Source organism: Anabaena sp. UHCC 0187, from assembly GCF_009712035.1.
GTDB lineage: Bacteria > Cyanobacteriota > Cyanobacteriia > Cyanobacteriales > Nostocaceae > Dolichospermum.
The window spans coordinates 20,402-45,407 of record NZ_VILB01000020.1 but is presented as its reverse complement, the minus strand read 5'-3'; the positions used below and the strand labels follow the sequence as shown (position 1 = coordinate 45,407).

42 protein-coding genes are annotated in these 25,006 nt (G+C 37.5%); 16 read left to right on the top strand and 26 right to left on the bottom strand.

Going from position 1 to position 25,006, the window contains the following annotated elements; all coding sequences use genetic code 11:
• Nucleotides 1-16: 16 nt before the first annotated feature.
• Complete coding sequence (locus tag FJR11_RS19560; RefSeq protein ID WP_254444795.1) at nt 17-520, top strand: thermonuclease family protein; 504 nt, start codon at nt 17-19, stop codon at nt 518-520.
• A 1-nt stretch (nt 521) separates the two neighbouring features.
• Here the strand turns inward: FJR11_RS19560 and FJR11_RS19555 are convergent, their stop codons facing one another.
• The 3 genes from FJR11_RS19555 to ade form a co-directional block, all read right to left on the bottom strand.
• The gene (locus FJR11_RS19555; protein WP_254444794.1) at nt 522-1,262 is read right to left on the bottom strand and encodes a hypothetical protein; all 741 of its coding nucleotides are present in this window, start codon (nt 1,260-1,262) and stop codon (nt 522-524) included.
• A gap of 91 nt (nt 1,263-1,353) precedes the next feature.
• Nucleotides 1,354-1,590 carry a hypothetical protein gene (locus tag FJR11_RS19550; RefSeq protein ID WP_168506730.1) on the bottom strand — a complete coding sequence of 79 codons (237 nt, stop codon included), beginning with the start codon at nt 1,588-1,590 and terminating at the stop codon, nt 1,354-1,356.
• Between the two features lie 100 nt (nt 1,591-1,690).
• Complete coding sequence (gene ade / locus FJR11_RS19545) at nt 1,691-3,322, bottom strand: adenine deaminase (protein ID WP_168506728.1); 1,632 nt, start codon at nt 3,320-3,322, stop codon at nt 1,691-1,693.
• A 150-nt stretch (nt 3,323-3,472) separates the two neighbouring features.
• Between ade and FJR11_RS19540 the strand changes: the two genes are divergently transcribed.
• The 6 genes from FJR11_RS19540 to FJR11_RS19515 all read left to right on the top strand — a co-directional run bounded on the left by FJR11_RS19540 (nt 3,473) and on the right by FJR11_RS19515 (nt 7,459).
• The gene (locus FJR11_RS19540; RefSeq protein ID WP_168506725.1) at nt 3,473-4,222 is read left to right on the top strand and encodes a ParA family protein; all 750 of its coding nucleotides are present in this window, start codon (nt 3,473-3,475) and stop codon (nt 4,220-4,222) included.
• Nucleotides 4,222-5,124: a ParB/RepB/Spo0J family partition protein gene (locus FJR11_RS19535; RefSeq protein WP_168506723.1), complete on the top strand. Its 903-nt coding sequence runs from the start codon at nt 4,222-4,224 to the stop codon at nt 5,122-5,124. The genes FJR11_RS19540 and FJR11_RS19535 overlap by 1 nt, the downstream gene beginning before the upstream one ends.
• 35 nt (nt 5,125-5,159) lie before the next feature.
• Complete coding sequence (locus tag FJR11_RS19530) at nt 5,160-5,870, top strand: DUF928 domain-containing protein (RefSeq protein WP_168506721.1); 711 nt, start codon at nt 5,160-5,162, stop codon at nt 5,868-5,870.
• 227 nt (nt 5,871-6,097) lie between these two features.
• Nucleotides 6,098-6,859: a class I SAM-dependent methyltransferase gene (locus FJR11_RS19525; RefSeq protein ID WP_168506719.1), complete on the top strand. Its 762-nt coding sequence runs from the start codon at nt 6,098-6,100 to the stop codon at nt 6,857-6,859.
• 37 nt (nt 6,860-6,896) lie between these two features.
• Nucleotides 6,897-7,034 carry a hypothetical protein gene (locus FJR11_RS19520; RefSeq protein WP_168506717.1) on the top strand — a complete coding sequence of 46 codons (138 nt, stop codon included), beginning with the start codon at nt 6,897-6,899 and terminating at the stop codon, nt 7,032-7,034.
• A gap of 164 nt (nt 7,035-7,198) precedes the next feature.
• On the top strand, nt 7,199-7,459 hold the full coding sequence (locus FJR11_RS19515) for a hypothetical protein (protein ID WP_168506715.1): 261 nt from the start codon (nt 7,199-7,201) through the stop codon (nt 7,457-7,459).
• On the opposite strand, the gene FJR11_RS19510 is transcribed toward FJR11_RS19515, so the two are convergent.
• The 14 genes from FJR11_RS19510 to FJR11_RS19445 all read right to left on the bottom strand — a co-directional run bounded on the left by FJR11_RS19510 (nt 7,460) and on the right by FJR11_RS19445 (nt 14,256).
• Nucleotides 7,460-7,945, bottom strand: a complete 486-nt coding sequence (locus tag FJR11_RS19510) for a hypothetical protein (protein ID WP_168506713.1) — start codon at nt 7,943-7,945, stop codon at nt 7,460-7,462.
• 65 nt (nt 7,946-8,010) lie between these two features.
• Nucleotides 8,011-8,505 (bottom strand): hypothetical protein, encoded by a 495-nt coding sequence (locus tag FJR11_RS19505; protein WP_168506711.1) that lies wholly within the window; start codon nt 8,503-8,505, stop codon nt 8,011-8,013.
• Nucleotides 8,498-8,818 carry a hypothetical protein gene (locus tag FJR11_RS19500; protein ID WP_168506709.1) on the bottom strand — a complete coding sequence of 107 codons (321 nt, stop codon included), beginning with the start codon at nt 8,816-8,818 and terminating at the stop codon, nt 8,498-8,500. The genes FJR11_RS19505 and FJR11_RS19500 overlap by 8 nt, the downstream gene beginning before the upstream one ends.
• A 24-nt stretch (nt 8,819-8,842) precedes the next feature.
• Nucleotides 8,843-9,058: a hypothetical protein gene (locus tag FJR11_RS19495; RefSeq protein ID WP_168506707.1), complete on the bottom strand. Its 216-nt coding sequence runs from the start codon at nt 9,056-9,058 to the stop codon at nt 8,843-8,845.
• 1 nt (nt 9,059) lies between these two features.
• Entirely contained in the window at nt 9,060-9,320 is a 261-nt protein-coding gene (locus FJR11_RS19490; protein WP_168506705.1) for a hypothetical protein, read from the bottom strand.
• 70 nt (nt 9,321-9,390) lie between these two features.
• Nucleotides 9,391-9,870: a hypothetical protein gene (locus FJR11_RS19485; protein ID WP_217358248.1), complete on the bottom strand. Its 480-nt coding sequence runs from the start codon at nt 9,868-9,870 to the stop codon at nt 9,391-9,393.
• Nucleotides 9,858-10,337 carry an HD domain-containing protein gene (locus FJR11_RS19480; RefSeq protein WP_217358247.1) on the bottom strand — a complete coding sequence of 160 codons (480 nt, stop codon included), beginning with the start codon at nt 10,335-10,337 and terminating at the stop codon, nt 9,858-9,860. Before FJR11_RS19480 ends, FJR11_RS19485 begins: the two co-directional genes overlap by 13 nt.
• The gene (locus tag FJR11_RS19475) at nt 10,337-10,699 is read right to left on the bottom strand and encodes a hypothetical protein (RefSeq protein WP_168506701.1); all 363 of its coding nucleotides are present in this window, start codon (nt 10,697-10,699) and stop codon (nt 10,337-10,339) included. Before FJR11_RS19475 ends, FJR11_RS19480 begins: the two co-directional genes overlap by 1 nt.
• Nucleotides 10,700-10,772: 73 nt before the next feature.
• Nucleotides 10,773-11,255 (bottom strand): DUF262 domain-containing protein, encoded by a 483-nt coding sequence (locus tag FJR11_RS19470; protein ID WP_174763138.1) that lies wholly within the window; start codon nt 11,253-11,255, stop codon nt 10,773-10,775.
• Nucleotides 11,256-11,379: 124 nt separating this feature from the next.
• Entirely contained in the window at nt 11,380-11,685 is a 306-nt protein-coding gene (locus tag FJR11_RS19465; protein WP_168506699.1) for a hypothetical protein, read from the bottom strand.
• An 11-nt stretch (nt 11,686-11,696) separates the two neighbouring features.
• Nucleotides 11,697-12,182 (bottom strand): DUF262 domain-containing protein, encoded by a 486-nt coding sequence (locus FJR11_RS19460; RefSeq protein WP_168506697.1) that lies wholly within the window; start codon nt 12,180-12,182, stop codon nt 11,697-11,699.
• Complete coding sequence (locus tag FJR11_RS19455) at nt 12,172-12,405, bottom strand: hypothetical protein (RefSeq protein WP_217358246.1); 234 nt, start codon at nt 12,403-12,405, stop codon at nt 12,172-12,174. Before FJR11_RS19455 ends, FJR11_RS19460 begins: the two co-directional genes overlap by 11 nt.
• 49 nt (nt 12,406-12,454) lie before the next feature.
• A complete protein-coding gene (locus FJR11_RS19450; RefSeq protein WP_174763137.1) occupies nt 12,455-13,312 on the bottom strand; it encodes a hypothetical protein in 858 nt (285 codons plus the stop codon).
• Nucleotides 13,309-14,256: an HNH endonuclease gene (locus tag FJR11_RS19445; protein WP_168506693.1), complete on the bottom strand. Its 948-nt coding sequence runs from the start codon at nt 14,254-14,256 to the stop codon at nt 13,309-13,311. The genes FJR11_RS19450 and FJR11_RS19445 overlap by 4 nt, the downstream gene beginning before the upstream one ends.
• On the opposite strand from FJR11_RS19445, the gene FJR11_RS19440 reads away from it, so the two are divergent.
• From FJR11_RS19440 to FJR11_RS19430, 3 genes are read left to right on the top strand one after another with little or no spacing between them, the layout of a single operon-like run.
• Nucleotides 14,255-14,512, top strand: a complete 258-nt coding sequence (locus FJR11_RS19440; protein ID WP_168506691.1) for a hypothetical protein — start codon at nt 14,255-14,257, stop codon at nt 14,510-14,512. The genes FJR11_RS19445 and FJR11_RS19440 overlap by 2 nt on opposite strands.
• Nucleotides 14,490-14,948 carry a hypothetical protein gene (locus FJR11_RS19435; RefSeq protein ID WP_168506689.1) on the top strand — a complete coding sequence of 153 codons (459 nt, stop codon included), beginning with the start codon at nt 14,490-14,492 and terminating at the stop codon, nt 14,946-14,948. Before FJR11_RS19440 ends, FJR11_RS19435 begins: the two co-directional genes overlap by 23 nt.
• A gap of 2 nt (nt 14,949-14,950) precedes the next feature.
• Nucleotides 14,951-16,099, top strand: a complete 1,149-nt coding sequence (locus FJR11_RS19430; protein WP_168506687.1) for an HNH endonuclease domain-containing protein — start codon at nt 14,951-14,953, stop codon at nt 16,097-16,099.
• Here the strand turns inward: FJR11_RS19430 and FJR11_RS19425 are convergent.
• Nucleotides 16,085-16,522, bottom strand: coding sequence for a hypothetical protein (locus tag FJR11_RS19425; RefSeq protein WP_168506685.1), 438 nt, complete (start codon nt 16,520-16,522; stop codon nt 16,085-16,087). The two genes, FJR11_RS19430 and FJR11_RS19425, sit on opposite strands and share 15 nt — an antisense overlap.
• A 130-nt stretch (nt 16,523-16,652) precedes the next feature.
• On the bottom strand, nt 16,653-17,090 hold the full coding sequence (locus FJR11_RS19420; RefSeq protein ID WP_168506683.1) for a hypothetical protein: 438 nt from the start codon (nt 17,088-17,090) through the stop codon (nt 16,653-16,655).
• 24 nt (nt 17,091-17,114) lie between these two features.
• Here FJR11_RS19420 and FJR11_RS19415 point away from each other — a divergent pair, with 24 nt between their 5' ends.
• Both FJR11_RS19415 and FJR11_RS19410 read left to right on the top strand, forming a co-directional pair.
• Nucleotides 17,115-17,411 carry a hypothetical protein gene (locus FJR11_RS19415; RefSeq protein WP_168506681.1) on the top strand — a complete coding sequence of 99 codons (297 nt, stop codon included), beginning with the start codon at nt 17,115-17,117 and terminating at the stop codon, nt 17,409-17,411.
• A 4-nt stretch (nt 17,412-17,415) separates the two neighbouring features.
• Nucleotides 17,416-17,790, top strand: a complete 375-nt coding sequence (locus tag FJR11_RS19410) for a hypothetical protein (protein ID WP_168506679.1) — start codon at nt 17,416-17,418, stop codon at nt 17,788-17,790.
• Here FJR11_RS19410 and FJR11_RS19405 read toward each other — a convergent pair.
• Nucleotides 17,741-18,037: a hypothetical protein gene (locus FJR11_RS19405; protein WP_168506677.1), complete on the bottom strand. Its 297-nt coding sequence runs from the start codon at nt 18,035-18,037 to the stop codon at nt 17,741-17,743. The two genes, FJR11_RS19410 and FJR11_RS19405, sit on opposite strands and share 50 nt — an antisense overlap.
• A 42-nt stretch (nt 18,038-18,079) precedes the next feature.
• On the opposite strand from FJR11_RS19405, the gene FJR11_RS19400 reads away from it, so the two are divergent.
• Nucleotides 18,080-18,361: an HNH endonuclease signature motif containing protein gene (locus tag FJR11_RS19400; RefSeq protein ID WP_168506675.1), complete on the top strand. Its 282-nt coding sequence runs from the start codon at nt 18,080-18,082 to the stop codon at nt 18,359-18,361.
• Between the two features lie 180 nt (nt 18,362-18,541).
• On the opposite strand, the gene FJR11_RS19395 is transcribed toward FJR11_RS19400, so the two are convergent.
• Nucleotides 18,542-19,204, bottom strand: coding sequence for an ester cyclase (locus tag FJR11_RS19395; RefSeq protein WP_168506673.1), 663 nt, complete (start codon nt 19,202-19,204; stop codon nt 18,542-18,544).
• Nucleotides 19,205-19,523: 319 nt separating this feature from the next.
• Between FJR11_RS19395 and FJR11_RS19390 the strand changes: the two genes are divergently transcribed.
• The gene (locus tag FJR11_RS19390) at nt 19,524-20,486 is read left to right on the top strand and encodes a tyrosine-type recombinase/integrase (RefSeq protein WP_168506671.1); all 963 of its coding nucleotides are present in this window, start codon (nt 19,524-19,526) and stop codon (nt 20,484-20,486) included.
• A gap of 2 nt (nt 20,487-20,488) precedes the next feature.
• Here FJR11_RS19390 and FJR11_RS19385 read toward each other — a convergent pair whose 3' ends face one another.
• A complete protein-coding gene (locus tag FJR11_RS19385) occupies nt 20,489-21,049 on the bottom strand; it encodes a hypothetical protein (protein ID WP_168506669.1) in 561 nt (186 codons plus the stop codon).
• A gap of 182 nt (nt 21,050-21,231) precedes the next feature.
• Here FJR11_RS19385 and FJR11_RS19380 point away from each other — a divergent pair, with 182 nt between their 5' ends.
• Complete coding sequence (locus FJR11_RS19380) at nt 21,232-22,047, top strand: DNA/RNA non-specific endonuclease (protein ID WP_168506667.1); 816 nt, start codon at nt 21,232-21,234, stop codon at nt 22,045-22,047.
• Here FJR11_RS19380 and FJR11_RS19375 read toward each other — a convergent pair.
• From FJR11_RS19375 to FJR11_RS19360, 4 genes are all read right to left on the bottom strand, one after another.
• Nucleotides 22,044-22,430, bottom strand: coding sequence for a nuclease A inhibitor family protein (locus FJR11_RS19375; protein ID WP_168506665.1), 387 nt, complete (start codon nt 22,428-22,430; stop codon nt 22,044-22,046). The two genes, FJR11_RS19380 and FJR11_RS19375, sit on opposite strands and share 4 nt — an antisense overlap.
• A gap of 111 nt (nt 22,431-22,541) precedes the next feature.
• Nucleotides 22,542-23,495 carry a DUF4351 domain-containing protein gene (locus tag FJR11_RS19370; protein ID WP_168506663.1) on the bottom strand — a complete coding sequence of 318 codons (954 nt, stop codon included), beginning with the start codon at nt 23,493-23,495 and terminating at the stop codon, nt 22,542-22,544.
• 168 nt (nt 23,496-23,663) lie between these two features.
• Nucleotides 23,664-24,005 (bottom strand): hypothetical protein, encoded by a 342-nt coding sequence (locus tag FJR11_RS19365; RefSeq protein ID WP_168506661.1) that lies wholly within the window; start codon nt 24,003-24,005, stop codon nt 23,664-23,666.
• A 14-nt stretch (nt 24,006-24,019) separates the two neighbouring features.
• On the bottom strand, nt 24,020-24,640 hold the full coding sequence (locus tag FJR11_RS19360) for a GNAT family N-acetyltransferase (RefSeq protein ID WP_168506659.1): 621 nt from the start codon (nt 24,638-24,640) through the stop codon (nt 24,020-24,022).
• A gap of 174 nt (nt 24,641-24,814) precedes the next feature.
• Between FJR11_RS19360 and FJR11_RS19355 the strand changes: the two genes are divergently transcribed.
• On the top strand, nt 24,815-25,000 hold the full coding sequence (locus tag FJR11_RS19355) for a hypothetical protein (RefSeq protein ID WP_168506882.1): 186 nt from the start codon (nt 24,815-24,817) through the stop codon (nt 24,998-25,000).
• Nucleotides 25,001-25,006 lie beyond the last annotated feature (6 nt).

The window sequence follows — 25,006 nt, the reverse complement described above, 5'->3', positions numbered from 1 at the left end:
TAATGTTTAGAAAAAGATGATGATAATACCAAATAAAAGAATCAAACCCACCTTGAAATTTATTGCTGATGGGGATACGCTAAAACTCAATTATGATGGACAAGATTTTCATAGTCGTGCCAGGTGGATTGATGCCCCAGAAATGCAGAAACCCGGACAATATAGTGATAACCCTCAAATATTAAAACATTGGCAATGGGCAATAAAGTCTCAAGAGTTTCTGGGAAGTTTAATCACTAGAAAACCCTTGATTATTATTCCTTATGAATTAGACCAATATAATCGGTGGTTATGTGATTGGTATGTTGGCACGGTTTCCGCAACTAATAATATTCAACTACAAATGTGTTTAGCGGGAATGTGTGCTTATTATTTACCGTTCCAACATTATGATTTTACCACCAGGGAACTAAGTTTATATACAGGAATCATCAAGAATTGTGCAAAAGCCTATAAACTAAAGTCTGGGTTTTGGGGGGATAATATTCTATTGCCTCATGAGGTCAAGAAATTGGTGTGAGTTATTTTTTTCTTTCCAGGGGGACAACAGACTCCAAATTAAATACCCGGATGCCCACATCAATAAAGAAAATACCAACCATTTGGAAGATAATAAAGATGATAAACCAGGATTTTAACCCACCGGGGATGTTGGTAACAATAGTGGAAATTCTGGATAAGTTCTCTATTTTATCTTTGTTTTCTGCAAATTCCTGCCAGTTTTCATTATCGCTGCGTTGATGTATTTCCAGTTCTTTGACTCTATTCATTAATGAAGACCCATCCAAAAATAGCACTTTTTCAATTTGCTGCATTCTGGCAGAATTTCCCCTGACTTGTACTTCTAATTCTACTAAAGTTTCTAACGATTGTCTTTGGTCAACAATGGGATTTTCAGTTAAAGATTTCACAAGAAACTCTAACTCATCGGTCGAGCGTCTTCCTGCTACTGATTTGATAGCTTCAGGAATAGCTTTTAGTAATATCCCATTTCTTTTATTTAAGCCTTTGAGTTTTTCCTCTAGGTTTTTTCTATCACTAATGTCAAGTGCTTGATTGATAATAAAGTATTCTTCTCTTTTAGAAGACACCAATAAACAAATATCATGATAATAATACTCCCAGTTTATCTCTGTGCCGATGGGAGCATCTATCAACTTCTGGATTCCTTGTCTTTGTTCATGACATCTACTACCTACAGACATTCCCTTAAACGATTCTCTATCTAAGTTCATTAACTCAGCTAGTTTTTTATTAACCATAAGATATCTCAGGTTTAAGTCAATAATTGAAATAAACCCCGGCATGGCATCTATAAAGTTAAGTTCAATCATCTTTTTGCAGAGGGTCAATTTATTTGATAGCAGCCAAATCATTTTTGTTTTTTGCTTTCACTGCATCTATTTGAGCTTTATGAGCAGCTTTCATCTTCACCACGTCATTGGCAAGAGTGGTTTTGATATCCATTATCTGCTTTTGTCTTGCGATTTTCAGATAATCTAAATCATTCTTGAGTTTCTTTTTTAGGGCTGTCAATGCTATATTTTGGGAAACTTTTAGAGCCGCTTTTCTTTCCGCAATAGTTGGCATTTGTTGAGTTCCATAAATTAGTCCGATTCTAACATTATTTTAGCTAAAATAAATCAATATTAAACATTGACAATCCCCACAAAAACACCACAAACATCGTTTATTTTGTATCACTCCACAACGACACAAACCGGAACTCTTGACCACTAAATAACCCCCGGTCACTGAGTTTTAAGTTTGGTATCACCAACAATGCCATAAATGAAAGTGTCATGAATGGTGCAGTCAGTTTTGACCCTAATCGTTTTGCCCCAGCATCAAGTTCTGCATACTGTTTTGCTACCTCATAACCATCAGTATCACTCATCAACCCAGCCACAGGTAAAGGTAATACATGAACTACATTGTCTTCTACTACTGCAATACCACCTTGATGTTGAATGATGGCATTTATCGCTGCACAGATTTCCGTGTCGGTTGTCCCCACTGCCACAATATTATGGGAATCATGCGCCACACTCGAAGCTATCGCCCCCCGTTTCAATCCAAAGTTCTGCACTAATGCCAATGCTGGGGGTTTGTCTTGATACCGATTAACAACCGTAATTTTTAGGATATCTTGCTCTAAGTCAGCTATAACCTCACCGTTTTCAATATGTGCTGGTACACACTTTTCCCCTGTGATTAATTGTCCATCGGTAACGGTGATGACTCTGGCTGTTGCACCCCTGGCGGTAATTGCAAAGTCCCCCGGTGTTTTTGGAGTAGTGATAAATTTATTGATGGGTATAATAGGAACTGATGGTAACAAAGTTGACCCTGTTTTTGCTGTTAATATTCCCTGACAATAGGTAGCCAACACCTGAAAATCTTGTAAATTATTGACAACAATCAAATCTGCAATATCACCAATCTGCAATAGTCCCACATCAAGATTGTAATGTTTGACGGGGTTCACACAGGCAATTTGCAGCACATTCATCACATCGTGACCTAATGCCACAGCCCGTTTCACCAGTAGATTAATGTGTCCAGTAACTAAATCATCAGGGTGTTTATCATCGCTACAAAACATACAATGTTCAGGGTAAGAGTCAATCAAACTGTGCAGGGCATCAAAGTTTTTAGTTGCTGAACCCTCCCGGATCTGTATCTTCATTCCCAATGCTAATTTCTCTACAGCTTCATTTAGTGTGGAACATTCATGATCAGTGGTAATTTGAGCAGTATATTTACGTAATCCTGTACCAGATAACCCCGGTGCGTGACCATCAATGGGTAGTCCCAGACTTTGCGCTAGGTGAATTTTGTCCATCATTTCTACATCATCTGCCAAAACACCAGGAACATTCATCACCTCACTCAGATAAGAAATCCCCTGGGAAACCAGTTGACGGAAATCGTTTACCGTCAGTTTTGCCCCAGCAGTTTCAAACTCGGTGGCAGGGACACAAGCAGGAAAACCAAAGGCTATTGTAAAAGGAGTCTGGGCGGCATTGTCTATCATAAATTCCACACCTGCCAAACCCAACACATTGGCGATTTCGTGGGGGTCAGAGACAGAGGACACCGTACCATGCACCGTCGCTAATCGGGCAAATTCACTAGGCACAAGCATCGAGCTTTCGATATGAACATGAGCATCAACAAAACCGGGAAGAATGTACTGTGAATATTGCCCCTGGTCTTGGACTATGGTTTGAATGCGTCCATCCTGAATGTAGATAGTACCGGGGAAAATGCGACGGTGGAGAACATCAACAATGTTGCCAGAGAGTGTAAAGTTATTCATAATTTTATCGTTAAATAATAACTAAAGGTAGAGTTTTTATGACAAAAAAATGCAATAATAAAGTAAGGATTTTACTGATGAATAACCCCTGATTTTTCCTGACTCTCAAGTATTAGCATAAACCGTAGAACCAAGAATTTAAAGAAAATTGTGACTAAAATTATTGCTATTTTCAATCAAGCCGGTGGGGTGATGAAAACCAGTCTAACGATGAATTTGGGTTATCATCTTTCCCTCAAACATAAAGTTTTATTGGTGGATACTGACCCCCAGGCATCCCTAACAACTTTTATGGGACTTGAACCCCATGAACTCGAAGAAATCGTGGCTGACTCCCTGCTCACACCAGAGACTAAATTACCAATTCACCACAATTTACACGGTATGGATTTAGCCCCGGCTAATATTACCCTCAGTGCTGTAGAATTACAACTCTCTGCGGTTATGGCCAGGGAACTACGTCTCAAACAAGCTTTAGAACCCATTTTAAATAACTACGATTTCATTTTGATTGACTGTCCTCCTTCTCTGGGTATTCTCAGTATTCTCGGACTCTGTGCTGCTACTCATGTTTTAGTCCCAGTCCAGACTCATTACAAAGCATTCAAGGGAACGGAGTTATTATTGGATAGCATCAAACAGGTGAAGAAACATATCAATTCTAAATTAGCGATCGCCGGATTTGTGCCAACCTTGTATGTGAACGCCAACCAAGACAAAGTGATTTTGGAGGCTTTGGAACAGCAGTTATCCCCACTAGCTAAAGTTTATCCCAAGATACCCCGTGCCACAGCCTTTGCGGATGCAGTGATGAATAGTCAACCGTTGGCTGTGTATGACCCCAAACATCCAGCGATCGCAGTGTTGAAAAAGATAGCATTGGGGATGGAGAAACTGTGATGGTCAAGAAATTAGAACTCCCGAAAATGCGTGGTGTGGAAGATTTACTGAGTATGGATGTAGAATCACCAACTGCCACCGTTAATATTGATAAAATTCGTTTACCTGCTCAACAACCCCGACGGTATTTTGACCCGGAAAAACTCAGTCAATTGGTGCAGTCAGTTAAAGAACACGGGATTTTACAACCTTTGTTGGTGCGTGCTGTTAATGGTGAATTTGAGTTAGTCGCTGGTGAACGCCGACTCCGGGCGGCCAAAGCAGCGGGGTTGACGGAAGTACCGATTATCAGTAAAGAATTATCAGATCATCAAACCCTGCAAATCGCTTTATTGGAAAACCTGCAACGGGAAGACCTCAACCCCATTGAAGAAACCGAGGGGATTCTAGAATTACTCTGTATTGAACTTGATGTAAATTCTGGTGAGGTTATATCAATTCTCAATCAAGTCGCCAACGCTAAAAGACGTAACTTAGAACTTACGGAAAACGTTTCCCGTCAACTGGAAATTGTGGAATCGGTGTTACAGGGTGTGGGGAGATTCACCGCTGAAAGTTTTCGGACTAGTCGTTTACCATTGTTGAATTTACCCGATGATGTCCTGGAAAGCTTGCGTCAGGGTCAACTAGAATACACCAAAGCTAGGGCTGTTGCTAAAGTTAAAGATGAGGGTGAACGTAGGGGATTACTGGATAAAGTTATCAATGAAAATCTGTCATTAAGTGAGATTAAGCAGTTAGTCAAGGAATTAACCCCAGGGAAACCCACAGTCAAAGAAACATTGAATGCTAAATATTCTGAGATTGGTAAAAGATTGAAGAATGCCCAGGTGTGGGAAGATGCCAAGAAAACCAAGAAGCTAGAGAAACTGTTGGGGGATTTAGAACAATTGTTGGAATAGAAACCAGGAAACTTTCAGTAATCCCATAATACAGTATGCAAAAATATATTGGTTTGATTTTGTTGGCAATGCCGTTAATGGCCACACCAGTCCAGGCACAGATACAGTTTCAGAAACCAGAGCAAGTAACTGTAGATGAAAACTACCGATGGCGACGACAAGAACCAGGATATCATGGCTGTCACTGTGGATGTCGTAAGTCAAAAATGCTGGGGATTGTACCGAATAATAGTCCGTCCTTAACTATGTCTGCTCGTCCTGGGTTTTTTGTTAATGTGCCAAAGATAGAATCAAAGTTTATTGAGTCACCAGATGGAAAACTTGAGGGTGAGTTTCGTTTGATAGTCCCGGCAAATGATGAGGAAATTTACCAAACAAAAATACCAATATCAGATGAGGGAATCATAGAGATTAATTTGCCAGAAAATATGGCTTTAGAAGTAGGTAAAGATTATCTATGGAGATTTGACATATATTGTGATGCTGATGACCCCTCTACAGGGATTAATGTTAGGGGACTGGTGCGACGGGTTGAACCATCGGCAAAACTGATATCGGAACTCAAACAGGCAAATCCTCTCCAAAAAGCTGTTATCTATGCCAAAAATGGAATCTGGGTAGAGGCAATTTCCACCTTGGTTCAGTTACGTCGGGAATCCCCCCAAAACTTGAGGCTCATGGCATATTGGCGTTCCCTACTCAAGTCTGTTGATTTGCAGGATATTTCCCAGCAACCGTTTAAGTAATGCAGTAATTAAATAAGATTGAATGAGTACCAATTTAAAACAGGAGATGCACTATGGCCAGGAAATCCAAAGATTTTAGGGATTCTTTACCCCATCGCACCTTGGGACGAAGGCTAAAAATTATGATTTGACTCCTATATCTGCCAATTCTTTGAAATTTAGTATATGGTATAACTTTTTAAAATTCTAAAAAATAGTTGTCCAACCCTAATAAAAAGTAAAAAACAATGCAAGACCTTGATTTTGAAATCCGAATCCCAGAAGAAACTAGCAAATTAGTCATCCAGGAAGAGTTTTTTTGGCTAAAGAGAGATGGTAAAGAAGTTAAGCTGAAATTACACGATTATGCCCAAGTGTACCGAGTTCCACATCTGTATGAAAATTTAATGGAAAAGTTACAAGCTAAATCTCATACAGTGCTGTCTTCTTTACTAAGAGATCAAGTCAACAAAACTGGTGGTACTATTGAAGACCTGGTAGTGCTAGAAGTTGGTGCAGGAAGTGGAATGGCAGGAAAAGCTTTAAAGGATATCGGAGTCAAATCAATCACTGGAATTGATATTCTGCCAGAAGCCGCCGAAGCTGCACAACGGGAACATCCAGGAATTTACGAAAATTACTATGTTGAAGACCTAACAAATTTAAGCGACACAGTAGATAAAGCCCTCAGAAGTCGAGGTTTTAATTGTATTGTTTGTGGTTCTGCTCTTGGGTTTAATCATATTCCTGTCGGTGCTTGGTCTACAGCATTTAATACTATTACACCTAATAGCTGGGTTGTCTTCAATGTTCAGAAAGAACGCTGGGAAGACAAAAGTGAAACTTCTTTTTTGGCATGGCATCCTTGGGTACGGTCAATGGACATTTTTCAGATTACTCAGACCCATGACTACCAGCACCGATTTTATATGGATGGAAGGTCTCTAGAATATGTAGCTATTATTGGTACAAAGCAAGCCAATATATCTGAACTCCCACCAAACTGTTAGAAACTGAAAAGACTTTACAAAAACTACAGTTACACAAATGATTGCTGAACTAATTGCTAGAAAACATCAGTATTTCTCGCACATTAAACGGTTAATCATGGACTTTGATGTGAAACAATCTGGACAAAGATACGATATTTCTGTGGCTTCAACTTTGTTGGAACATCCTCGATGAATTATGACTGTAGCACCCACAGCACACAATTTTCTTAGAGGAAACTTGGCGGTGCAGCTTCTTTGTAGAAAATTCTTAGAGGAAAGGTCAATGGGCGATTGGTTATACTAGTGCCACAGGCGTTAGCGTAGCTTACTGTTTAGTAAAAATTCTTAGAGGATAAAATGAAAAAGGATAATATGGATTTTATGGAGTTCAAAACCAAGTTCAATAAACTATTAGACGAAAATGCAAAAGTTAACAGATTAAATAAATTAGCCCGAAAGTTTTATAAAGTTATGGGCTACGAAGTCAGGGAAGGTTATGATTTTTCTGCTTCCAAGGATACCAGGGCATTAATGTGTTACAGAATGGCAGAAATCGCTTATGAGGAGTTTGTCGGGTATATCCCTGAAGATTTAGAATTAGAATTAGAAGATGAGTAATCACCCCTTGAATGTTTTGAGAGCATGGGGCGGGAAACCCTGACGTTGGTATTCAATCATGTAATCGCTGTCTAGTATTCCATAAGAACGAGTTTTATCTGCGATTTCTAAGACAAAATCTTCAGTGAAGACTGTACCAAAGTAAGAACTATTTTGAAATCTCTCACCAATCCATGTGGGGTCAATTACTTCCAGGTTATCATTAACTAACCAAGCATGGATTATAGGAATACCAAGATTACTTATTGCAAACCCTTCACAGTAACTTAATTTTGGGAAATCATATAATGCTTCATAACAGTTTTTAAAACAAAATTTGGGTTGACCCTTGAATGGTGATTTTATCTGCTTGATAAAGGGTTGACCGTAAGCTAGAACTAAACTATCTACACTTTTATAAAGCAAATCAGGATTTTTGTTAACTTTAGTAAACAGTTCTGCTTTTTGTTGAAGGGTTGTAATTAGATACCCTATATTATTGTTCATGATGCAAATACTTTTGTGCTAATTCTTTGTTTAATTGGGGATTCCGGTGTTCAACAAAGTGAAAACTACCCCTTTAATGTTTTGAGGGCATGGGGCGGGAAACCCCCTTGTTTGAGTTGGTGTTCAATCATGTAATCGCTGTCTAATATTCCGTAGGAACGAGTTTTGAACGAAATTTCTTTAACAAAATCTTTATGGAACACCACACCAAAGTAAGCACTATTCTGAAATCTCTCACCAATCCACGTTGGATCAATTACTTCTAGATTATCATTAACTAACCAAGCATGGGATATTGCAAAATCCAGGTCATCATCAATTGCAAATCCTTCACAGTAACTTAGATCGGGAAATCTTACTAATCCCTTGACACAGTTTTCAAAGCAAGATTTAGGTTGACCCTTGAATGGTGATTTTATCTGCTTCTTAAAGGGTTGACCATAAGCCAATACCAAACTTTCTATACTTTTATGAAGAAAATCAGAATGTTTGTTAATGATGTCAATACCGTTTGCTCTTTGTTGAATGTTTGTGAATAGACGCTCCGAATTACTATTCATGATGCAAATACTTTTGTGCTAGTTCTTTGTTTAACTGGGGATTCCGGTGTTCGATAATTTTGATAATATTAAATAATCGGTCATACCAATAACCACGAATTGCATCAATTTCTGAGCAAGAATAATCTATTGCTCTTTCTTCATCTATGTTAGCTGTTTTATTTCCAGATACTGCTGCTGTATTCGCTCTTTTCATTTCTCCACAACACAGGGCATACTCAGTTTCTATCATCTGCTCAAATTCATTGACGATAGTTAATTGCTCTGGAGTCATGTAATCCCGACTTTTAAATACGGTTTCTACATTTAACATTTTGGTTTTCCTTAAATATATAATTTATTCTATAGGTTTAAACCACCCAAGACATTTTTCATAATGAAATTCCTCATCTTCACAGTCAGCAATTCTTACAGTCCCTTCTTCATGATAAGGAACAGGAAAAGAACCGAAATATCCTTGTTTTATAGAATCATCTTTGAACAAAAATAAATAAGTTCCGTGGTCTTCTGGGAGTCCTTCAATTAATTCAAATTTTAATGTTTTCTTAGACACATTAACCACTTACTTCATCATGAGTTGCAAAAATCACATTGCCTCTAATTGGTTGTTGAGCTAATGCAGAGGCTTTGTCATTCAGTGGTAGATTTTTGGCGATAGCTCCGCTCGCCGAAGGCATCGCATCTTCATTTATCATCAGCAGTCCCCCATCAACATTAATTTGTTCAATATAACCATCAATCAGTGTTTGAATTTGTTGGAGACTTTCTAGGACAATTTGTTCTTCTGTTCCGGTGGTTTTAATTAGTGTAGCCATTTGTTACTCCTAAATTTCAATTAAATTCCATCTAAATATTATTTAATTATACATAAATTTACTTCCAAAATTAATATCCCTGTTGTTCCAATTTCATCAATTTTGCTAACTTCCGATTCAGCAGTGCGACATCAGTTTCTAGTTTACCGTTATCTATATAGCGTTCTTCTTCTAACCATTCTAATATTTCCGATTGGGGACGGAATGACAAAACAGGACGTTTTTGATTATATTTCTCCTGTGACTGGGAAACTTTATCACGATTGGCCTCATTCCACCGTTGTTGATTAGATTTAGCGGCAGACTTTGGTTCAGTAAACTCTGGCATTACTTCTACTTTTAAGTAACCACCCTGACTCTTAAACTGCCACCGACTGTTATAATCATCAAAATGTTTTGCTGCACCCCTTTGAGTTTTCCAACGTTTACATAACTCAAAATCTCGATTAATGTGGGCATATTCACGACCACAATCAAATGTATATAACCAACCTAAAGGTTCATGGTTTTTACTATAACAGCGATAACCGTAGTACATTATCCTTGACACAATTTTATAAGTCTTTCCCACATTGGTAAATTATCCTGATAAAGAAGTTCATGAAATAGGGTAAACTCTTTAACATACATTTGATAAAGCTTGGGATTATTTGCTAAACTAGCTTCGGTGTTGGCTATCCTATCAGCTAATTTAACAACTAAAGCTTTTTTGTTAGATATGATTTTCGGTGCTGTATTCCTAAATTTTGCTGGTCTATTTTCGCCTGGTTCACTGGAAACCGCCCAAACAATATCAGCTATTTCTTTACCAAATTCCAATACCAACACTGTATGAGTAGTATCAGTATCTTCTATGGTGTCATGTAACCAACCTGCGGATACAATTGCGTCGTCTTCTGCATAACCATATTCTGTTAAAATATTAACTACATAATTCAGATGATATGAGTAAGGATGTTCACCATATTTTTGATTACCGTGCTTGGAGATGGCAAATTGTTGGGCTTGTTTAGACATTAACATTGACTTGCTTTCCAGGTTTCAAGGGTTTCAATTCTGGCGTTGATTCTATCTAATTTTTCTTCAGCCTCTTCCTTATCACCCCTCAAAGTCAGTAATTCCTCATTTACTGATTGCTCTAAAGTCCACCCTGGATTCTTATATTCATTCCAGGTATTTTCAAGGATGGTGACAACTGTATGGATATCATTCATATTTCTGCAAACATAATCCACAGAATCTTTAGACCAAATAAATAAAGAACCTTCAACTCGCCATTCATCTATTCCTGCTCTTTTCGCTAATGTGGGAAAACTCCAAGTGTGCGGCTTTGCCCATTTAGGTAATGTTAAAGCATAGATATCTAATGTTGTGGACATATTAATTTACTCTCTCTATACGTAGTTAGTTGACTTTATTCTATTCTTTCAAATCCATTGATATATCCTCTATTTATCTGTAACGTTCTGCAATAACTTCTATAAATTTAATCATTTCTTCAGGGTTAACATTACCATCAGACATAACATTGATGATATTTAGATTACAACGATCTAATACTCGCTGAATTTTTATTGGTAAATTCTTATAAGTACAACCATTGAATTGTGTGGCGACTTCTAACCCAGTCAACGCAAATTTATTATTAAAATAATCCACTATGGTTTTTATTCTTTGTCTTCCATCAACAACTTTGTATTTATGATATGTTGTTTCATAGAGGATAAGTGGTGGCACAGGAAAATTAATAATCCAGGATTCAATTAACTTGGATTTTTTGATATTATCCCAATCGTTATGAGTATCATCCATCCTAATATAATTAGGGTTATTCTTCATCTTTTCCACAAATTCTGGTAATTTAAGACGGTCATGTTCTTGAAGTAATCTCTCTTCACCAGAGGCATATTTAGCGGTAATTTCTAAGTCTGACATAATTATGATTGCTCTTTTTTAAGTAAATCTTGAACTCGTTTTATTTCATCATCACAATGAACAATACCACCAGTGTTTAAATCTAAGTACCATATTAATTTATTATCCATACAAGTAGTCGTTTTTATTCGATTATTTCAATTTCATGAATGTATGCCTTTTGATAATTTGTTAATTTCTGTGGCATACTTCCATCTCGTTTTGGAGGAACAAGGCAGTATCTGTAATCACTATCTTCTGAATTTCCTGGAACTATTTTGGCTATATAATATTTGGGTTGAACATCTCTTCTCAAAAAATGTTCACAGGTGGGACAGTATTTGACGATATCACCAATTTTAAACGGTGATAATGAAATATATTCCTCTTCTAATTTTTGTATCTGCTGTTCAAGGTCTTTAAGTTTCCTGTTGTATTCTTTTAAATCCATTGATATATCCTCTATGGGTAACTTTCGGCAACAATCTCTAATAATTTTGCAATTTGTTCAGGACTCACATCATTTTGAAATAAAATATTTATAAACTTTAGAGGATAACGATTTAATACTTCCCTAATCTTGACTGGGAGATGAGCATAAGTGCAACCGTTTAATTCAGTAGTAACTTTTAATCCAGTCAAGGGGAACTTGTTATTATAATAATCTACAATTGCTTTTATTCTTTGTTTACCATCAATAATTTTATAATTATAAATTGATGTCTCATAAACAATAATGGGTAGCACCGGAAAATTAATAATAAAAGATTCAATCAACCTGGATTTTTGGATATTACTCCAATCATTATGAGTATCATCCATCATCATGTAATTAGGATTAGACCCCATCTTTTCAACCAATTCTGGTAATTGAATGCGGTTATATTCTTGAATAACTTTGCCACGTTGAGCATTATATTTAGCGATAATTTCCTGATCACTTATCATAATTTTCAGTAATTAAACTAATTTCAGTAACGGTTTTCCCAATGGGATTATAGTCTGGGGGTAAACTAAAAAACTCCGATGCCCAATAACTTTGCTGGGTTTCTCGTTCGTATTTGGTGACTTCATCATAAGAACCAATACAAACTTTATCTTCAGTGAAATATAGTCTGACTTTTCCCTCAGCGTTGGTTTCAAACATAAATTGTCTTAATTTAACTGCCATATTTACATCGTAAACTATGTAGCGGCATTTTGATGCAAAAACATTTTGTCTATGATTCTTGACCACCCATAACTAACACCGGCTCAATCCAAACCAGTTTATGCTGTTGTCTGCCTTGTCCATAGGCTTGATTCCGCAAGAACCCCCTGCGCCAATGCACACTTTTAGCACTGCCAGTACCGCTACCTTCTTTGACACTTTCCCTTTTAAAAGAGTAGTTTCTGCCAATCCACAATGGTTGATAAAAGTCCTGTGCCTGTGCCTTACTAAATCCCTTGTTGACCGTGATCATCTCGCTGGTCGTATCTACCAGTTCAGGACGACATTCCATGATCAACAGCAATCTGAGAAATATTGATTGTAAATATTCATTAAAATCTACAACTGCCTGGGGGTCAAAATCTTGAGTATCAGTATATCTAAACTGTTTTAAATTATCGAATATCTTTAATTTCCGACAGAAGTAATTAGCTTTATCCATTGCCGTCCAATAAAGCATATCTTCATCAGTATCATAATGCCAGAAAATAGCATCAATACTGTGGTTTTCGGGTGATATAATTACATTCTGGGGCAGCATAAAAAACCCTGTTTTCATTGCCCAATTGAGATTCTCAGGTTCAATACTTAAGTCAGACTGCATCAGGGCTGCTAGTAAATCTTTACCTACCCAATAAGCCGGACACTTAACTTGTCCTACTTTAAAGAGAGTATAGAAACTAATACCTGACGAATTTTTATAATTCTTTCTTATTAATTCTTTTAGTGTTGGTTCATCTACTGAGAAATAAACATCAGCGATATAACCACACATTTTCTCATAGTTTTCGTAACCGTCTACAGACAGAGTAGGACGAATCACAATTTGTTGATACCAACCCTTTGGTTTTTTGTTAATTTTGTTCATGCCGTGCGCCTTAAAAACTCCTGACGATGCCACTCAAGAGCATCCAGTCTAGGATAATACTGTTGTTGACTCGGTAAGATTATACTTTCTCCCCTAAATTCCCGAATCGGTTTAGCGTTGGGTGATTGTTCCTTGAGTTTATCATCAACAATTACCCTGTAATCATCGTCAAGGGTGAACCAAAATCTATCAAATGCCCAATGATGGTTTTTACATAGGGAAATCCCGTTATTGATGCGGTCATCGTAAAACTGGGAAAATGGTTTAATGTGTGATCCATCTACAATATTTTGACCCACTGTATCCAATACTTTCATCCCACACAAAGCACAGGTTTGATTATAGGTGGTGACAACAATCTTCCGAAAAGCCGTATCCCTGACGATAGATATTTGCTCATCCTCTAATTCTGCGGGGTCATAAACTTTGCCACCCTGCGATCGCAATTCTTCCTCCAATTCACCAAAGACATTGACTTGTAATAATTCTTGTATCTGCTGAGATTTATTAGGAAACCACTTATCAATTAATACGTGAGTCAAAACATTACGGGTTTCAGCATTTTGCAGTAATGACCACAGTTCCGGGTCCAGGTAAGCATAATCCACCGTTTGCCGAATGGTGTGGGGAGTCCTAATTTTGACTTTGGTAGTCAGTAACGATTCAAAGCCTGATTTCATTCTATAGTGCCAGAGCCCATCACTGATGAGGTGATAGAATGGTAGCCCAATATCCGGGTTACGGATGGGTTCTAAATGACTCCAAAGATTGAGAAACGTGGCGATTAACTCACCCGACAAGGGAATTTCATTATTTCGCAGTAATCCCAGCCCCATCATCTCAATCACAGACAACAATAATATCGGTTTATTGGGGGCTATGCCATGAGAACGCGATACCCTAAGATTAATAAACTTATTGATGTAGAAGTTAATATTACTCATGAAAGAATACAGATGTACTCGTAATGAACCTTATACACATGATTGTCTTGGTAAATATGATTTAACAGTACGACAAGGACATTATATATCGGCAATCAACGAAGAGGCAGCTTGGCAACAAATGGCACAACGGTATCCAAAAGAAACCACAGTAGGGTTTACAGTGCAGGAATGGGAACGTTTTGATGTCAAAATAGTAGAAGTTAAACGTGATGAAAATGGGAATATTATAGATGGAAACCCTGAATTGGATTGATAAATCTGCATGGGCAGACGGTGAATGGCAACAAGAACCTGACCGCATTGAATGGGTTTTTCTGGGTTTCCCTTGTTTAATTGTTAGACAAGATGCAGGTTGGTTCTGTGGGTATGTGGGGATTCCCCCAACACATCCTTATTATGGTAAGGATGTGTTTGATAATGAATTAAGGAAAATTTATACTGATAAAAGTATTACATTTTCTGAAGTATCCCATCACAGTGATGACCCCAGAGCCGTTAATCATCAATTGTTACCGAAAACTGATGATTATTGGTGGATAGGGTTTGATTGTAGTCATAGTGATGATGTTTTTCCCGCGATTATCAATTTTTATAATTTCTCTAGTGAAGCATCCTATAAAAACATCGAATATATGAAAACCCAAGTGGAATTTTTAGCCCGGCAATTAAATCAATTACAATTACAATAATTATGTTATCAGGCAATATAATTCTTAGTACAATCCTCAAACATGATACCAAAGTAACCAGTTATAAAATCGCCTTACTTCGTGCTATTAATGATATTGTCCTGAGTTTTCCTGATTTACGTAATTTTCAAACAGATGTAGCCATACCATTAAAATTACTAGCACAGTTTTGGGTGGCTTATTATTGGCCTTTTGTCAAACCAGATTCCCCCATCTATCAAGGACAACGGGCTACTTTAAATGGTCAACTTAGAAATGATATGTCGTTCCGTCCTGAACTCACTAAATTAAGGCATGAATGGGAAACAATAGTTAGTAGTTACAATCCTAGCGATGGGTTCTATTTGATTAATGAACTCAGAATCCCCCGCAAACATCAAAGTTACCCTAAATCTTTACATCAATGTTATAGTGCTGCTGTGACTGCAATTAGCAACGCTCTAGAAATGCCAATTAAATATGCTGGTATAGGTCATTGGACAGTATTTAATAAACCCCTAAAATATACAGAAATTGATGATACAGTTATAGCAATTCCTGGCACTAAATCCCAGGATAAATGTTTAATAATTAACGCTGATTTATGGCAAACTTTTCAGGAAATGTCCCTATGGATTGAGGCATTATCTATTCATGAATGGTGTTTATTTAGTGAACAAGTAAAACAGGAAACCCCAGTAGACAGAGGATTAATTTATCAGTTATTGACCTATAGACCGGATAACCGTAGACCATTGACCTGGGAACGTAATAATATTGATATCCTGTTAATGGAAGGCACAGAATTTATATGTCCCTGGACTGAAAAACCCATATATCAGGGGATTAACTACGATTTAGACCATCTGTTACCAGTGTCACTTTATCCCATTAATGAACTGTGGAATTTAGTACCTGCTGATCCAGATTTTAATTCCCACAAAAAACGCGATAAATTACCTTCCCAAACCCGATTACAGAAAGCCCGACCACATTTTGAATTAGCCTACAGAAACTATGGTATATCAACATCATTGTCCAAAGCATTGCAAGAAGATGTAGCCGTGAGATTTTCCACAGTGTTTGGTGATAATTTACCGATGATATTATCAACTGCGGTTATTAATTTGATTGATAGCTTTGGGGAATATCGTAATTTAGCTAGATTTTGAAGCCGTTTCATGATCTTCTTGTGGCCACCATTCAGGGCTAATCACTCTTATTTCTGATACCTGATAACCCCGACAAGTTTGTAAATCTACTTTAAGTCCGTGAATTTTCCGTACAACACTACTTGATATACAATAAATACCAAGGTCTGGTTGATTAGAATTTGATAGTATAGTTAATGCCTCTAATGGTTCTAAATTAGCTGGTAAAGCCACAACAAAGGGTTTTAAGTTCACCCAGTGCATAACGACACTCGCGTTCCAATCTCCTTTTTTGCGTTCATATTTTTCTTTATAGTTTAACTCAAAGAGATCACGGGCTTCTTGTTCTGTTGTAAATGCTTTCAAGCCATCTTTTATATCATAAAGAATAAAAGCACCTTCTGAAGTATCGAAGATAATGAAAAAATATTGCTGTGTTTCCATAAGTTTTCCAGTCAGTAATCATCTTTATACTATCACTAACCAACTGTGATATCGTCACCTAGCTAGATTTTAAACCGTAGTTTTGGAATTTAACTAATACTTTTGATTTGATAGTTACTAAAGAACCCTTTTAATTTGGCATAACATTTACTGAAGAAACTTTTTTATACCATTCAGGGTCAATCAATTTTATTTCTGATACTTGATAACCCCGACAGGTTTCCAAATCTACTTTAATACCTTGAGTATGACGGACAGCATTACTATGTAAAAAATAACTCTTGATATCTGGGAGATCACAATTCGCCAGGGTGGTGATTACTTCCACTGGGGTTATATTATTTGGTAAACTGATAACAAAAGGTTGTAGGTTCATCCAATGGATTGCGGCACTACCAGACCAAGTTGCGGACTCTTTTTCATGATTTTCTTTGTAACCAATCTCAAAGGCATCATGGGCTTCTTGTTCGGTTTTATAGGTGACTAAACTGTTTTTCTCGGCATCATAGGCAAGAAAAGCCCCCTTGATGGTGTCAAAGATAATAAAATAGTTCTGTTGTGTTTCCATAAGTTTGTTAGTCAAAAAATACTGATGAAGGAAAAATTAGAAATTAGAGTTCCCTTTGATTACCCACCACTATTGATGGAAGCATTAGCTGAGGTTAGGGCTACCTCATTATGTAATATGTTCAATTATGCCTGTGTTATCCTCACTTTTCAAGACATTGGGTATGGCTTACAGGCGGATTGGTTAGAGCAAAACATTGATAGATACGTTGAAATATTAGCAGATTTTTCTCAATGGTTAAAAGCAAATCCCCGTCCTTTTAGAGAATCGTTAGCTCAACGGGTGGCTAGAGAAACTGGATTGGAGTTAATTGCAGAATAATTTAATGTTGACACAAAAAATTAAACAACTTCTAGATCCCTATGATAGTTCACAGACTGAATGCGACGGCATGACCCGCATTTGTCATACGGTGTTAACTCAACATAACATTGAGCATCAGCCGATGATTGGTGTTTTGATTCTACATAACCAAGAAATTCAACCACATTTTTGGATTGATTTACCTAATGGTGAACGCATTGACTACCGAGCTAAAATGTGGCTAATTGGAGAAAATCTACCTCATGGAGTTTTTCAACCTCAAGATTTTCCAGATGTTATCTATACTGGTGAACCAATAGAGTTAGATATTCTGATACCAGAACTGTTTAGTATGCTGACTCTAAGGATTGATAGGACAAAGTTCCGGCAAGATTAAGCGACATATTGGGATTTTGGTTGGGTTCTACAGTAATAATGTATTGACCACAGGGACGACCATTTTCCCATTCATAAGCATTAACAAAATAATAGGTATTATTATATCTAAAAACTGCGATAGCTTGGCATCTTTTAGTTGCTATTTGTCCAGCAATACCAACAACTTTGGCAAATTCTTCAGGTTTCATTAAATAGCCCCATAGTAAATTACTGACACATTCACAAAGTAAATCATTTATATTCATATCTATTTAGTATAATATTAATATCAAGTTTCAATAGTTATCATGGGATATCCAAAACACTGGAAAGAACTAGCCAAAGCCATCAAGGAAAAAGCTAATTGGTGTTGTCAGAAATGTAATCGCCTTTTACCTCCAGATCAACCAAAGGAATCCCGTGCATATTTACAAGTTCACCACTGGAATCGTGATCCGTCAGACAACAGACCCGAAAATCTAGTAGCTTTATGCCCAAAATGTCATCTTAGTTATCATCGCGGTGGTAAGGGTAATATTTCTGTGGGGCAGTTGTCGTTGTTTGATTTGTCAGGGTTTGAGAATCGCTAAATTTTCTTGGGGGAAAATAATCAGACTGGGGAAAACCAGGATTGAAAACCACTGCTAAATTTTCTTGGGGGAAATCTCAAATAAGCGACTTTTCCGTAGCAATGCCTATGGTGTACCCCTCCAGAAAAGCAAGCGCGGGTGTATTAACTTACTAATACACCCTATAAAACTGGACTCTATCTAAGAATGAAAGGGACAACCACCTGCGGTTAACTTTTGCAAAAAGGCATTATTATCAAAATAATGCTCTAAAGATTCAATCTTTAAGTCTTCAGTTACACGAGCAATACTCATACCCGTGATTTCTATTGTTTCTCCTGTGGGTACATATTCTTTGTAAGTACCTGTAAATGTTCCCCAATGTCGCCATTTGAAGCTAACATTAGGGGGACCAGAAAGCACTTCTGTTAATTCCCATAAAAAACCGTTGGGAAAAGCATTATGAAATAGTTCATAGGAAGATTCAAAAGTTTCTGCGGCTGGACAATAATGCTCATTTTCAACTATAAACAAGTTGTAAGTTCCTTGTTTAACAACTTCTTCAGCAGTATATTGTTGTCCCCCATTACTACTCATTCTAAACTTATCAACAACAATAGAAAGCCACTGTTGAGGATTCAGTTTATAAGAAGCTTCCATCTCAAATGTCCGCACTAGGTTTTGAGCAATAGCTTCTAATGAACCTTCTGGATGATTGAATTTTCTTTCTTTATGCAGAAATTCATTGGTGTAGGAATAATCTGGCTTATTCCCTTCTCTCCATGCTACCCCTTGATCATGAGTAAGGACTTTTTCTCTATCTTGCACCCAAAGAGGTAATTCCGTAGTTTTATCGCCAGTCATAGAAGGTTACGTGCTAAAAACAACCTTAATTAGCATAAAGGATTATGTAATCATATTCGTATCAAAATGATAAAAATATTAGCATTTATCCGAGAACTACTATCATTGCTTTGCACTGCGACAAACACCGCACCCTTCAACACCAAATTTTCTGAGCGGAAAAGATCAAGCAATTATATAAAAGCAGTGGAGCGATGAGACGGGGGAAACACTGAAAAATTCTTAGAGGAAAACCCACAAGCTAGAGAAAACCTGAGAGAATAGATAAGGAATTACTTATGAAAATATAAGTGACTAGAATGCCTCTTCCGATAAGTAAATGAATGAATCTACAGAAATCGGTGAAATAACTGCTGTCAGTTCCCTAGCTTTGACTGCGCCCACCCCCCTAACTGAACACCCCGCTGCTGTCTATCTCTCTGGCCTATCCCCTGGTTCTCAGCCCACTATGAGACAATCACTGGATGCGATCGCCAAAATCATCACGGGTAATATTTGTGATGCGTTTACTCTCAATTGGGCTGAACTGCGTTATAAACACACCGCTGCTGTCAGGGTAATTTTGATGGAACGGTATGCACCAGCCACAGCCAACAGAATGCTCAGTGCTTTACGTCGGGTACTCAAGGAAGCATTACGTCTGGAATTAATGGACGCTAGGGATTTCGCACGGGCGGTAGACATCGCTAATATTAAGGTATCTCAGGAACTCAAGGGGCGTTTTTTATCTGAAACTGAAATTAACGCCCTGATGCAAGTATGTTTTCAAGACCCCACTCCCATTGGTTATAGGGATGCAGCATTGATAGCAATTTTGCGGGGTGCAGGTTTACGCCGGGGGGAAGCTGTGAATTTAATGTTGAGTGATTTGCATTCTGGCAGTGTGAAAGTCCGCAGTGGCAAGGGTGGCAAAGACCGCACTGTTTATTTACCAGATGGGGCATTGCCAATTATCGAAGATTGGTTAGAAATTAGAGGGCGGGAAGCTGGGGCTTTAATCTGTCACATTAATAAAGCCGGGGCGGTGACTTTGCGACAACTCACACCCCAAGCCGTATTATTTATTTTAGAAAAACGGGGTGCAGAAGCTGGGGTTACTAACTTTTCTGCCCATGATTTTCGGAGAACTTTTATTTCTGAGTTGTTAGATTCCACTGATATCGTTACCGTCCAAAAATTAGCTGGTCATGCCTCACCAGAGTTAACATCAAGATATGACCGCCGGGGTGAGGAAGTTAAACAACGGGCTGTACAGGCAATTAGTGTTCCCAAGCGTCGTTAATTCTACTGCTTAACCGGATAATACAATCCATCACTAACCTGAAATTTCCACCCTAAACTACTAGGATCTCGATTCCTGGACCAACTGATAAATTCTTTCTCACTCTTGGTTTCCCGTTCCGTAATCAAACTCTGCTGTGTCACCCCCAATCGTTGCGCTAAGTTCTCAGGAGCAAAAGATGTGATTTCTACTGGTTGTTGTTGATACTGGTAGGGATACCCTGACCGCCGGGGTCTAGAATTACCACCACCGTATCTACCAGAAACTATTGCTTTTTCAATCTTCTCTAACTGTTTACCAAGCACTTCCAATTTAGTGGCCACCTGTTGATCTTGCTGACAAAGGTGCGTTTCCAGTTCTCCCAGTTTCTCCTCCACCTGCTGTAATTCGCTGGTTGCTTCTAGTTTTACACTGCTATCGAACTGCGCTATCAATTCCTGTAATCCTTGCATTAACGCTGTTGTGTGTCCGTCGCGGTGGATTTTGGCTAGGTGACGTACTACCGTAATTAGTACAGTAGGCACGCGGATCATTTCACTGGGTGGGGTCTTGTTGGCAGTCATGATATCTGTAGTTGATATCGAATATTGTAACCTGAAAGTTTCCCTCAAGAATTTTAGATAGTTGTTTATTGCTCAAAAAGCACTACCCAACTGCATAAATGACATTTAACTTGCATATATATTATTATGTAAAATTATAATAGAATCTTGTTTAAGTGTTTCAATAGCAACAGAGGACATTGATGATAAAATCCATCAGAATCATATTTTTAGTTAGTTTAATTGGGTTGTTAATTGGCTGTTCCCCAGCACAAACAAAACCACCCGTCAAAATTATACCATCAATTCATTTATCATTAGGAAATCCCAGTCAAGCCACAACCAACATTAATAACCCTGATAATTACTTGATGATAAAACCCCAGTATGTTTTATCTTATAATCGTAGCAAGGGTACTGCTAATTGGGTAAGTTGGCAGTTAAATAAATCATGGTTTGGGGATGCCCCACGTCAAGATAACTTTAGACCAGATAACACATTACCTGAAGGTTGGGAACGCATAAAGCCGACTGCTTATAATGGTTCAGGATATGATCGGGGTCATGTTACACCATCGGCTGATAGAACCCGCACTATTGAAGATAATACTGCCACTTTCTTGATGACGAATATGATGCCTCAAACGCCCGATAATAATAGGAATACTTGGGGGAATCTGGAGGATTATTCTAGAGAATTAGTAGCACAAGGTAAGGAACTTTATATTATTGCTGGACCCTATGGCAATAAAGGTAAATTGAAAAGCCTAGTCACAATTCCCCAATCCACCTGGAAAATTGTTGTCGTCTTGGATAACTCCGGTACTGGACTCAAAGGTATTACTGCAAATACCCGTGTGATTGCTGTAAATATCCCCAATAATGAACAACTTGATAATAATTGGCAGGTTTATCGAACCAGTGTAGATAACTTAGAAAAAATGACAGGATATGATTTTATGTCTAATGTTTCTCCCAATATTCAACGGGTGATTGAAAGCAAAGTTGATAATCTTTAGGTTTCGATAACTTTGGTAGAAATCCCGGCAATACCATCAGTGGTAGTACCGATAATGTAAACATCAATTTCTTTACTACCTATTTTATAAACCTGTAAATCAGTTAAATTAGTTTTCAAGACATTCACAAGATTCTGAAACTTTTTCACAGTGGCTTTTTCCTCGTCTTCGTGCCAATCTTCCTCACTTACAGAGTTTCTAAAGAAATCATCAATTTCCACAACTTTAACGGGTATACTATGAGAATGACCCGTTTTTTCTAATACTGTAGTTACATTCAATGGTGCGGATTCCCATGTAAAAACTGCAAATGGGTATTCTGATTCACTCATCATCAGTAGCCCGTCTGTGGCTTGTTTTAATATGTTTGTGATGTTGGTCATATAGCGTTCACGAAGTGAAGTGTAACTATCGCTAATAATTTAATTTTCTCTAATCTCAGTTTCTAAGTTTTCAGTGTTCCCCACAGTTAATGAAAAGTGGGGTTGTTATTTCTAGGACTCTGGTTTATTTTGTAACCATTGTTCTAAGTCAGTGATAGAGGAGAAATCTAAGAGTGCTTCACCGAGTAATTCTAACTGTTCAATTGTCAATGCCCGAATTGTGTCAATTAATGATGATTCAATTCCACCAATTCGCCGATTTAGTTGCCGAATAATTAGTTGTTGTTCTCCTTTTAATTCACCCCGTTCCATTGCTAATTCTTCTGTTGGACTAATAAAAGGCATTTGATTTTCCTCCTCTAAATGTTTAATTTTAGCCACTAATCCTGCTTGTAACTGCTTCGGTAGGGTCATCATTTTATCAATGATTTTAAAAAGTTTAACAATTTGTTCTTTTGTTAAGCCTCGTTCGTAAAGTCCCCTAATTAATGTCCATTTCCATTGTTCCCGTTCTGCTAAATTCCCTGTGGTGGCTTTGGTTTTCAAATGCGCCATTACTATGATAGCAAAGGGATTAGGATTAGATTCTAATTCAGTCCACCGTGATTCATAATCTAGGAGTTTAGCAATGGGGAATTTTAAACTTAATTCACAATCTAACATTGCCTGATGATAACTGTTAGGTCGCCAGGTGGAACTGGTATCACCTAAAATCGCTAGACCTACAACAAATTTATGATACAGGTCAAAGGCTCGGTAATTATAAGTGTACATCCGTTCTTGGAAGTCAACATCATATTGACTCTGGACTTCAATATGAATTAAAATCCATACTTGTGTTTTATCCAATAACCAAACTTTGTACAGTTTATCTGCAATCCGTTTTTCAGTTGATGATGAAGCTGTAATTTGTTGCAGTTCTTTGTCTAGTGATTCCGGTGGTTTTGTCCAATCAATTGCTTCGTAAGCCACAGGAAAGAAAAAGGATAAGAAACTATCAAAATATTCGTTTAATGCTTCTTTCCAGGATTCGTCATAATTTGCAGTAATTTCATTTTTGGTCATAAAACGCTATGCTAAAAATAGTTATTGCACCCTCAGTTTCTTTACTTTGATTTGTTGTATCTACCTAGTATCTTAGCCTAAAATAGTTAATTTGTACTAAAATTAGTATGTATTAAACTATGTTTTATTTTCTAATTCATTAACAATGGGCATTCGCTATTTATTCAATCAAATACTGTCATCCATCCAGCCGCATTCAGCACAATCCCAGTGAACCCGCGAGACATAATCACGGTCAAACTTAAAATTGCATTGGGGACATTTACCCGTAAATATGGGATGCCATTCAAGCAACTCTAACTGCCGTTCTGGTGTTATCGGTCGTGGTTGTAAAATCAGTTGGCCATTGTAATAACTCGCGCCTTCTGGTTGCCATAGTTCTTCTACGTTAGGGTCTTCCCGGAAATCTATGCAATTATCACCATCAACACCACTAGGATGAACAGCACAAACAAGGTGGGGGTTATGGGCATAGAGAAGACAGCGATCGCAATCTAAAATTTTAGGCATTTTATCAGTTTCCCTCAATCATAGTGGGAAGTGTAGTTTTCACTGAGGAAAGCATGATATTTTTGCAAGTCATCTTCAGAAAAATTGGGATTGAACCAGACTAAAGTTACTTCGGGTTCAAAGTTTTTTTCAGGGGTTCTAATTTTTTGTTCAGCTAGACTTTCTTGCATAAATCCATGTCTTTTGTAAAATTGTATAGCTTTTTGATTACTTTGGTGGGGTAACAGTTCAAATCTGAGAATATGAGACATATTTACGCTAATTTCTTGGAGATAAGCGTTGATCAATTTACTGCCATAATCTCTGCCTTGCCACTCAGGATGTATCATCATTGTGGCATTGGTCAAAACATGGGCAAGAGTCCTAAATTCTGAGGTAAAGGCTTTTAAGTAACCCACAATTTGACCATCATTTTCAATGACAAGAATTAGTCCCCTTGCCAGTCCTTTTCTCACAGTGTCGCTTACATATTCCAAGGTAATTTCATCTTCTTGTTGTGTTAAACTACCCAAATTAACTATTGCTACTGTTTTGTATAAATTGTATATCTGCCAGATATCGTTAATAGTGGCTCTTCTGATGATGGTAGCAACATTGACTTCTTCTGTCTGTGGAGATATGCCAAAAGATTTCATTTTTCTTTCCTCTCCAAACTCTTTCTGTATCTATTATATCTCTATAAATATAATTACAAAACTGCTAATTCAGGACTTATACAGGTATAGTATTCTAAGATTTTAGGCATTTTATCAGTTTTCCTCAAGAATCAAAGGAAATATGTTTTGATGAAGATGGGTACTAAAACCACTATGTTCACTAAAGTTGATTCAGTTACCATTATTAATAATGTTACCTTATTGGTATTTTACACAGAATCGGACTGTTGGCAGTTCCGGTTAATTAGTGCTGGTGGTGAAGTGTTTGGTGAACGCAAACTTTACTACACCCCAGAAGCAGCGGAAAAAGCAGGAAGGGAATGGATTTATCAGGGATAACCAATC

Bases quoted from the DNA above. Each gene is read 5' to 3' on its own strand.
- FJR11_RS19510 (WP_168506713.1), bottom strand. From the start codon at position 7,945: ATGAACAATAATATAGGGTATCTAATTACAACCCTTCAACAAAAAGCA.
- FJR11_RS19435 (WP_168506689.1), top strand. From the start codon at position 14,490: ATGGAAACCCTGAATTGGATTGATAAATCTGCATGGGCAGACGGTGAA.
- FJR11_RS19505 (WP_168506711.1), bottom strand. From the start codon at position 8,505: ATGAATAGTAATTCGGAGCGTCTATTCACAAACATTCAACAAAGAGCA.
- FJR11_RS19500 (WP_168506709.1), bottom strand. From the start codon at position 8,818: ATGTTAAATGTAGAAACCGTATTTAAAAGTCGGGATTACATGACTCCA.
- FJR11_RS19520 (WP_168506717.1), top strand. From the start codon at position 6,897: ATGATTGCTGAACTAATTGCTAGAAAACATCAGTATTTCTCGCACATT.
- FJR11_RS19365 (WP_168506661.1), bottom strand. From the start codon at position 24,005: ATGCCTAAAATTTTAGATTGCGATCGCTGTCTTCTCTATGCCCATAAC.
- FJR11_RS19380 (WP_168506667.1), top strand. From the start codon at position 21,232: ATGATAAAATCCATCAGAATCATATTTTTAGTTAGTTTAATTGGGTTG.
- FJR11_RS19400 (WP_168506675.1), top strand. From the start codon at position 18,080: ATGGGATATCCAAAACACTGGAAAGAACTAGCCAAAGCCATCAAGGAA.
- FJR11_RS19425 (WP_168506685.1), bottom strand. From the start codon at position 16,522: ATGGAAACACAGCAATATTTTTTCATTATCTTCGATACTTCAGAAGGT.
- FJR11_RS19455 (WP_217358246.1), bottom strand. From the start codon at position 12,405: ATGGCAGTTAAATTAAGACAATTTATGTTTGAAACCAACGCTGAGGGA.
- FJR11_RS19420 (WP_168506683.1), bottom strand. From the start codon at position 17,090: ATGGAAACACAACAGAACTATTTTATTATCTTTGACACCATCAAGGGG.
- FJR11_RS19535 (WP_168506723.1), top strand. From the start codon at position 4,222: ATGGTCAAGAAATTAGAACTCCCGAAAATGCGTGGTGTGGAAGATTTA.
- FJR11_RS19480 (WP_217358247.1), bottom strand. From the start codon at position 10,337: ATGTCTAAACAAGCCCAACAATTTGCCATCTCCAAGCACGGTAATCAA.
- ade (WP_168506728.1), bottom strand. From the start codon at position 3,322: ATGAATAACTTTACACTCTCTGGCAACATTGTTGATGTTCTCCACCGT.
- FJR11_RS19415 (WP_168506681.1), top strand. From the start codon at position 17,115: ATGAAGGAAAAATTAGAAATTAGAGTTCCCTTTGATTACCCACCACTA.
- FJR11_RS19440 (WP_168506691.1), top strand. From the start codon at position 14,255: ATGAAAGAATACAGATGTACTCGTAATGAACCTTATACACATGATTGT.
- FJR11_RS19450 (WP_174763137.1), bottom strand. From the start codon at position 13,312: ATGAACAAAATTAACAAAAAACCAAAGGGTTGGTATCAACAAATTGTG.
- FJR11_RS19385 (WP_168506669.1), bottom strand. From the start codon at position 21,049: ATGACTGCCAACAAGACCCCACCCAGTGAAATGATCCGCGTGCCTACT.
- FJR11_RS19375 (WP_168506665.1), bottom strand. From the start codon at position 22,430: ATGACCAACATCACAAACATATTAAAACAAGCCACAGACGGGCTACTG.
- FJR11_RS19525 (WP_168506719.1), top strand. From the start codon at position 6,098: ATGCAAGACCTTGATTTTGAAATCCGAATCCCAGAAGAAACTAGCAAA.
- FJR11_RS19355 (WP_168506882.1), top strand. From the start codon at position 24,815: ATGTTCACTAAAGTTGATTCAGTTACCATTATTAATAATGTTACCTTA.
- FJR11_RS19360 (WP_168506659.1), bottom strand. From the start codon at position 24,640: ATGAAATCTTTTGGCATATCTCCACAGACAGAAGAAGTCAATGTTGCT.
- FJR11_RS19465 (WP_168506699.1), bottom strand. From the start codon at position 11,685: ATGGATTTAAAAGAATACAACAGGAAACTTAAAGACCTTGAACAGCAG.
- FJR11_RS19560 (WP_254444795.1), top strand. From the start codon at position 17: ATGATGATAATACCAAATAAAAGAATCAAACCCACCTTGAAATTTATT.
- FJR11_RS19410 (WP_168506679.1), top strand. From the start codon at position 17,416: ATGTTGACACAAAAAATTAAACAACTTCTAGATCCCTATGATAGTTCA.
- FJR11_RS19430 (WP_168506687.1), top strand. From the start codon at position 14,951: ATGTTATCAGGCAATATAATTCTTAGTACAATCCTCAAACATGATACC.
- FJR11_RS19555 (WP_254444794.1), bottom strand. From the start codon at position 1,262: ATGGTTAATAAAAAACTAGCTGAGTTAATGAACTTAGATAGAGAATCG.
- FJR11_RS19470 (WP_174763138.1), bottom strand. From the start codon at position 11,255: ATGTCAGACTTAGAAATTACCGCTAAATATGCCTCTGGTGAAGAGAGA.
- FJR11_RS19550 (WP_168506730.1), bottom strand. From the start codon at position 1,590: ATGCCAACTATTGCGGAAAGAAAAGCGGCTCTAAAAGTTTCCCAAAAT.
- FJR11_RS19395 (WP_168506673.1), bottom strand. From the start codon at position 19,204: ATGACTGGCGATAAAACTACGGAATTACCTCTTTGGGTGCAAGATAGA.
- FJR11_RS19490 (WP_168506705.1), bottom strand. From the start codon at position 9,320: ATGGCTACACTAATTAAAACCACCGGAACAGAAGAACAAATTGTCCTA.
- FJR11_RS19475 (WP_168506701.1), bottom strand. From the start codon at position 10,699: ATGTCCACAACATTAGATATCTATGCTTTAACATTACCTAAATGGGCA.
- FJR11_RS19405 (WP_168506677.1), bottom strand. From the start codon at position 18,037: ATGAATATAAATGATTTACTTTGTGAATGTGTCAGTAATTTACTATGG.
- FJR11_RS19445 (WP_168506693.1), bottom strand. From the start codon at position 14,256: ATGAGTAATATTAACTTCTACATCAATAAGTTTATTAATCTTAGGGTA.
- FJR11_RS19515 (WP_168506715.1), top strand. From the start codon at position 7,199: ATGAAAAAGGATAATATGGATTTTATGGAGTTCAAAACCAAGTTCAAT.
- FJR11_RS19390 (WP_168506671.1), top strand. From the start codon at position 19,524: ATGAATGAATCTACAGAAATCGGTGAAATAACTGCTGTCAGTTCCCTA.
- FJR11_RS19370 (WP_168506663.1), bottom strand. From the start codon at position 23,495: ATGACCAAAAATGAAATTACTGCAAATTATGACGAATCCTGGAAAGAA.
- FJR11_RS19460 (WP_168506697.1), bottom strand. From the start codon at position 12,182: ATGATAAGTGATCAGGAAATTATCGCTAAATATAATGCTCAACGTGGC.
- FJR11_RS19530 (WP_168506721.1), top strand. From the start codon at position 5,160: ATGCAAAAATATATTGGTTTGATTTTGTTGGCAATGCCGTTAATGGCC.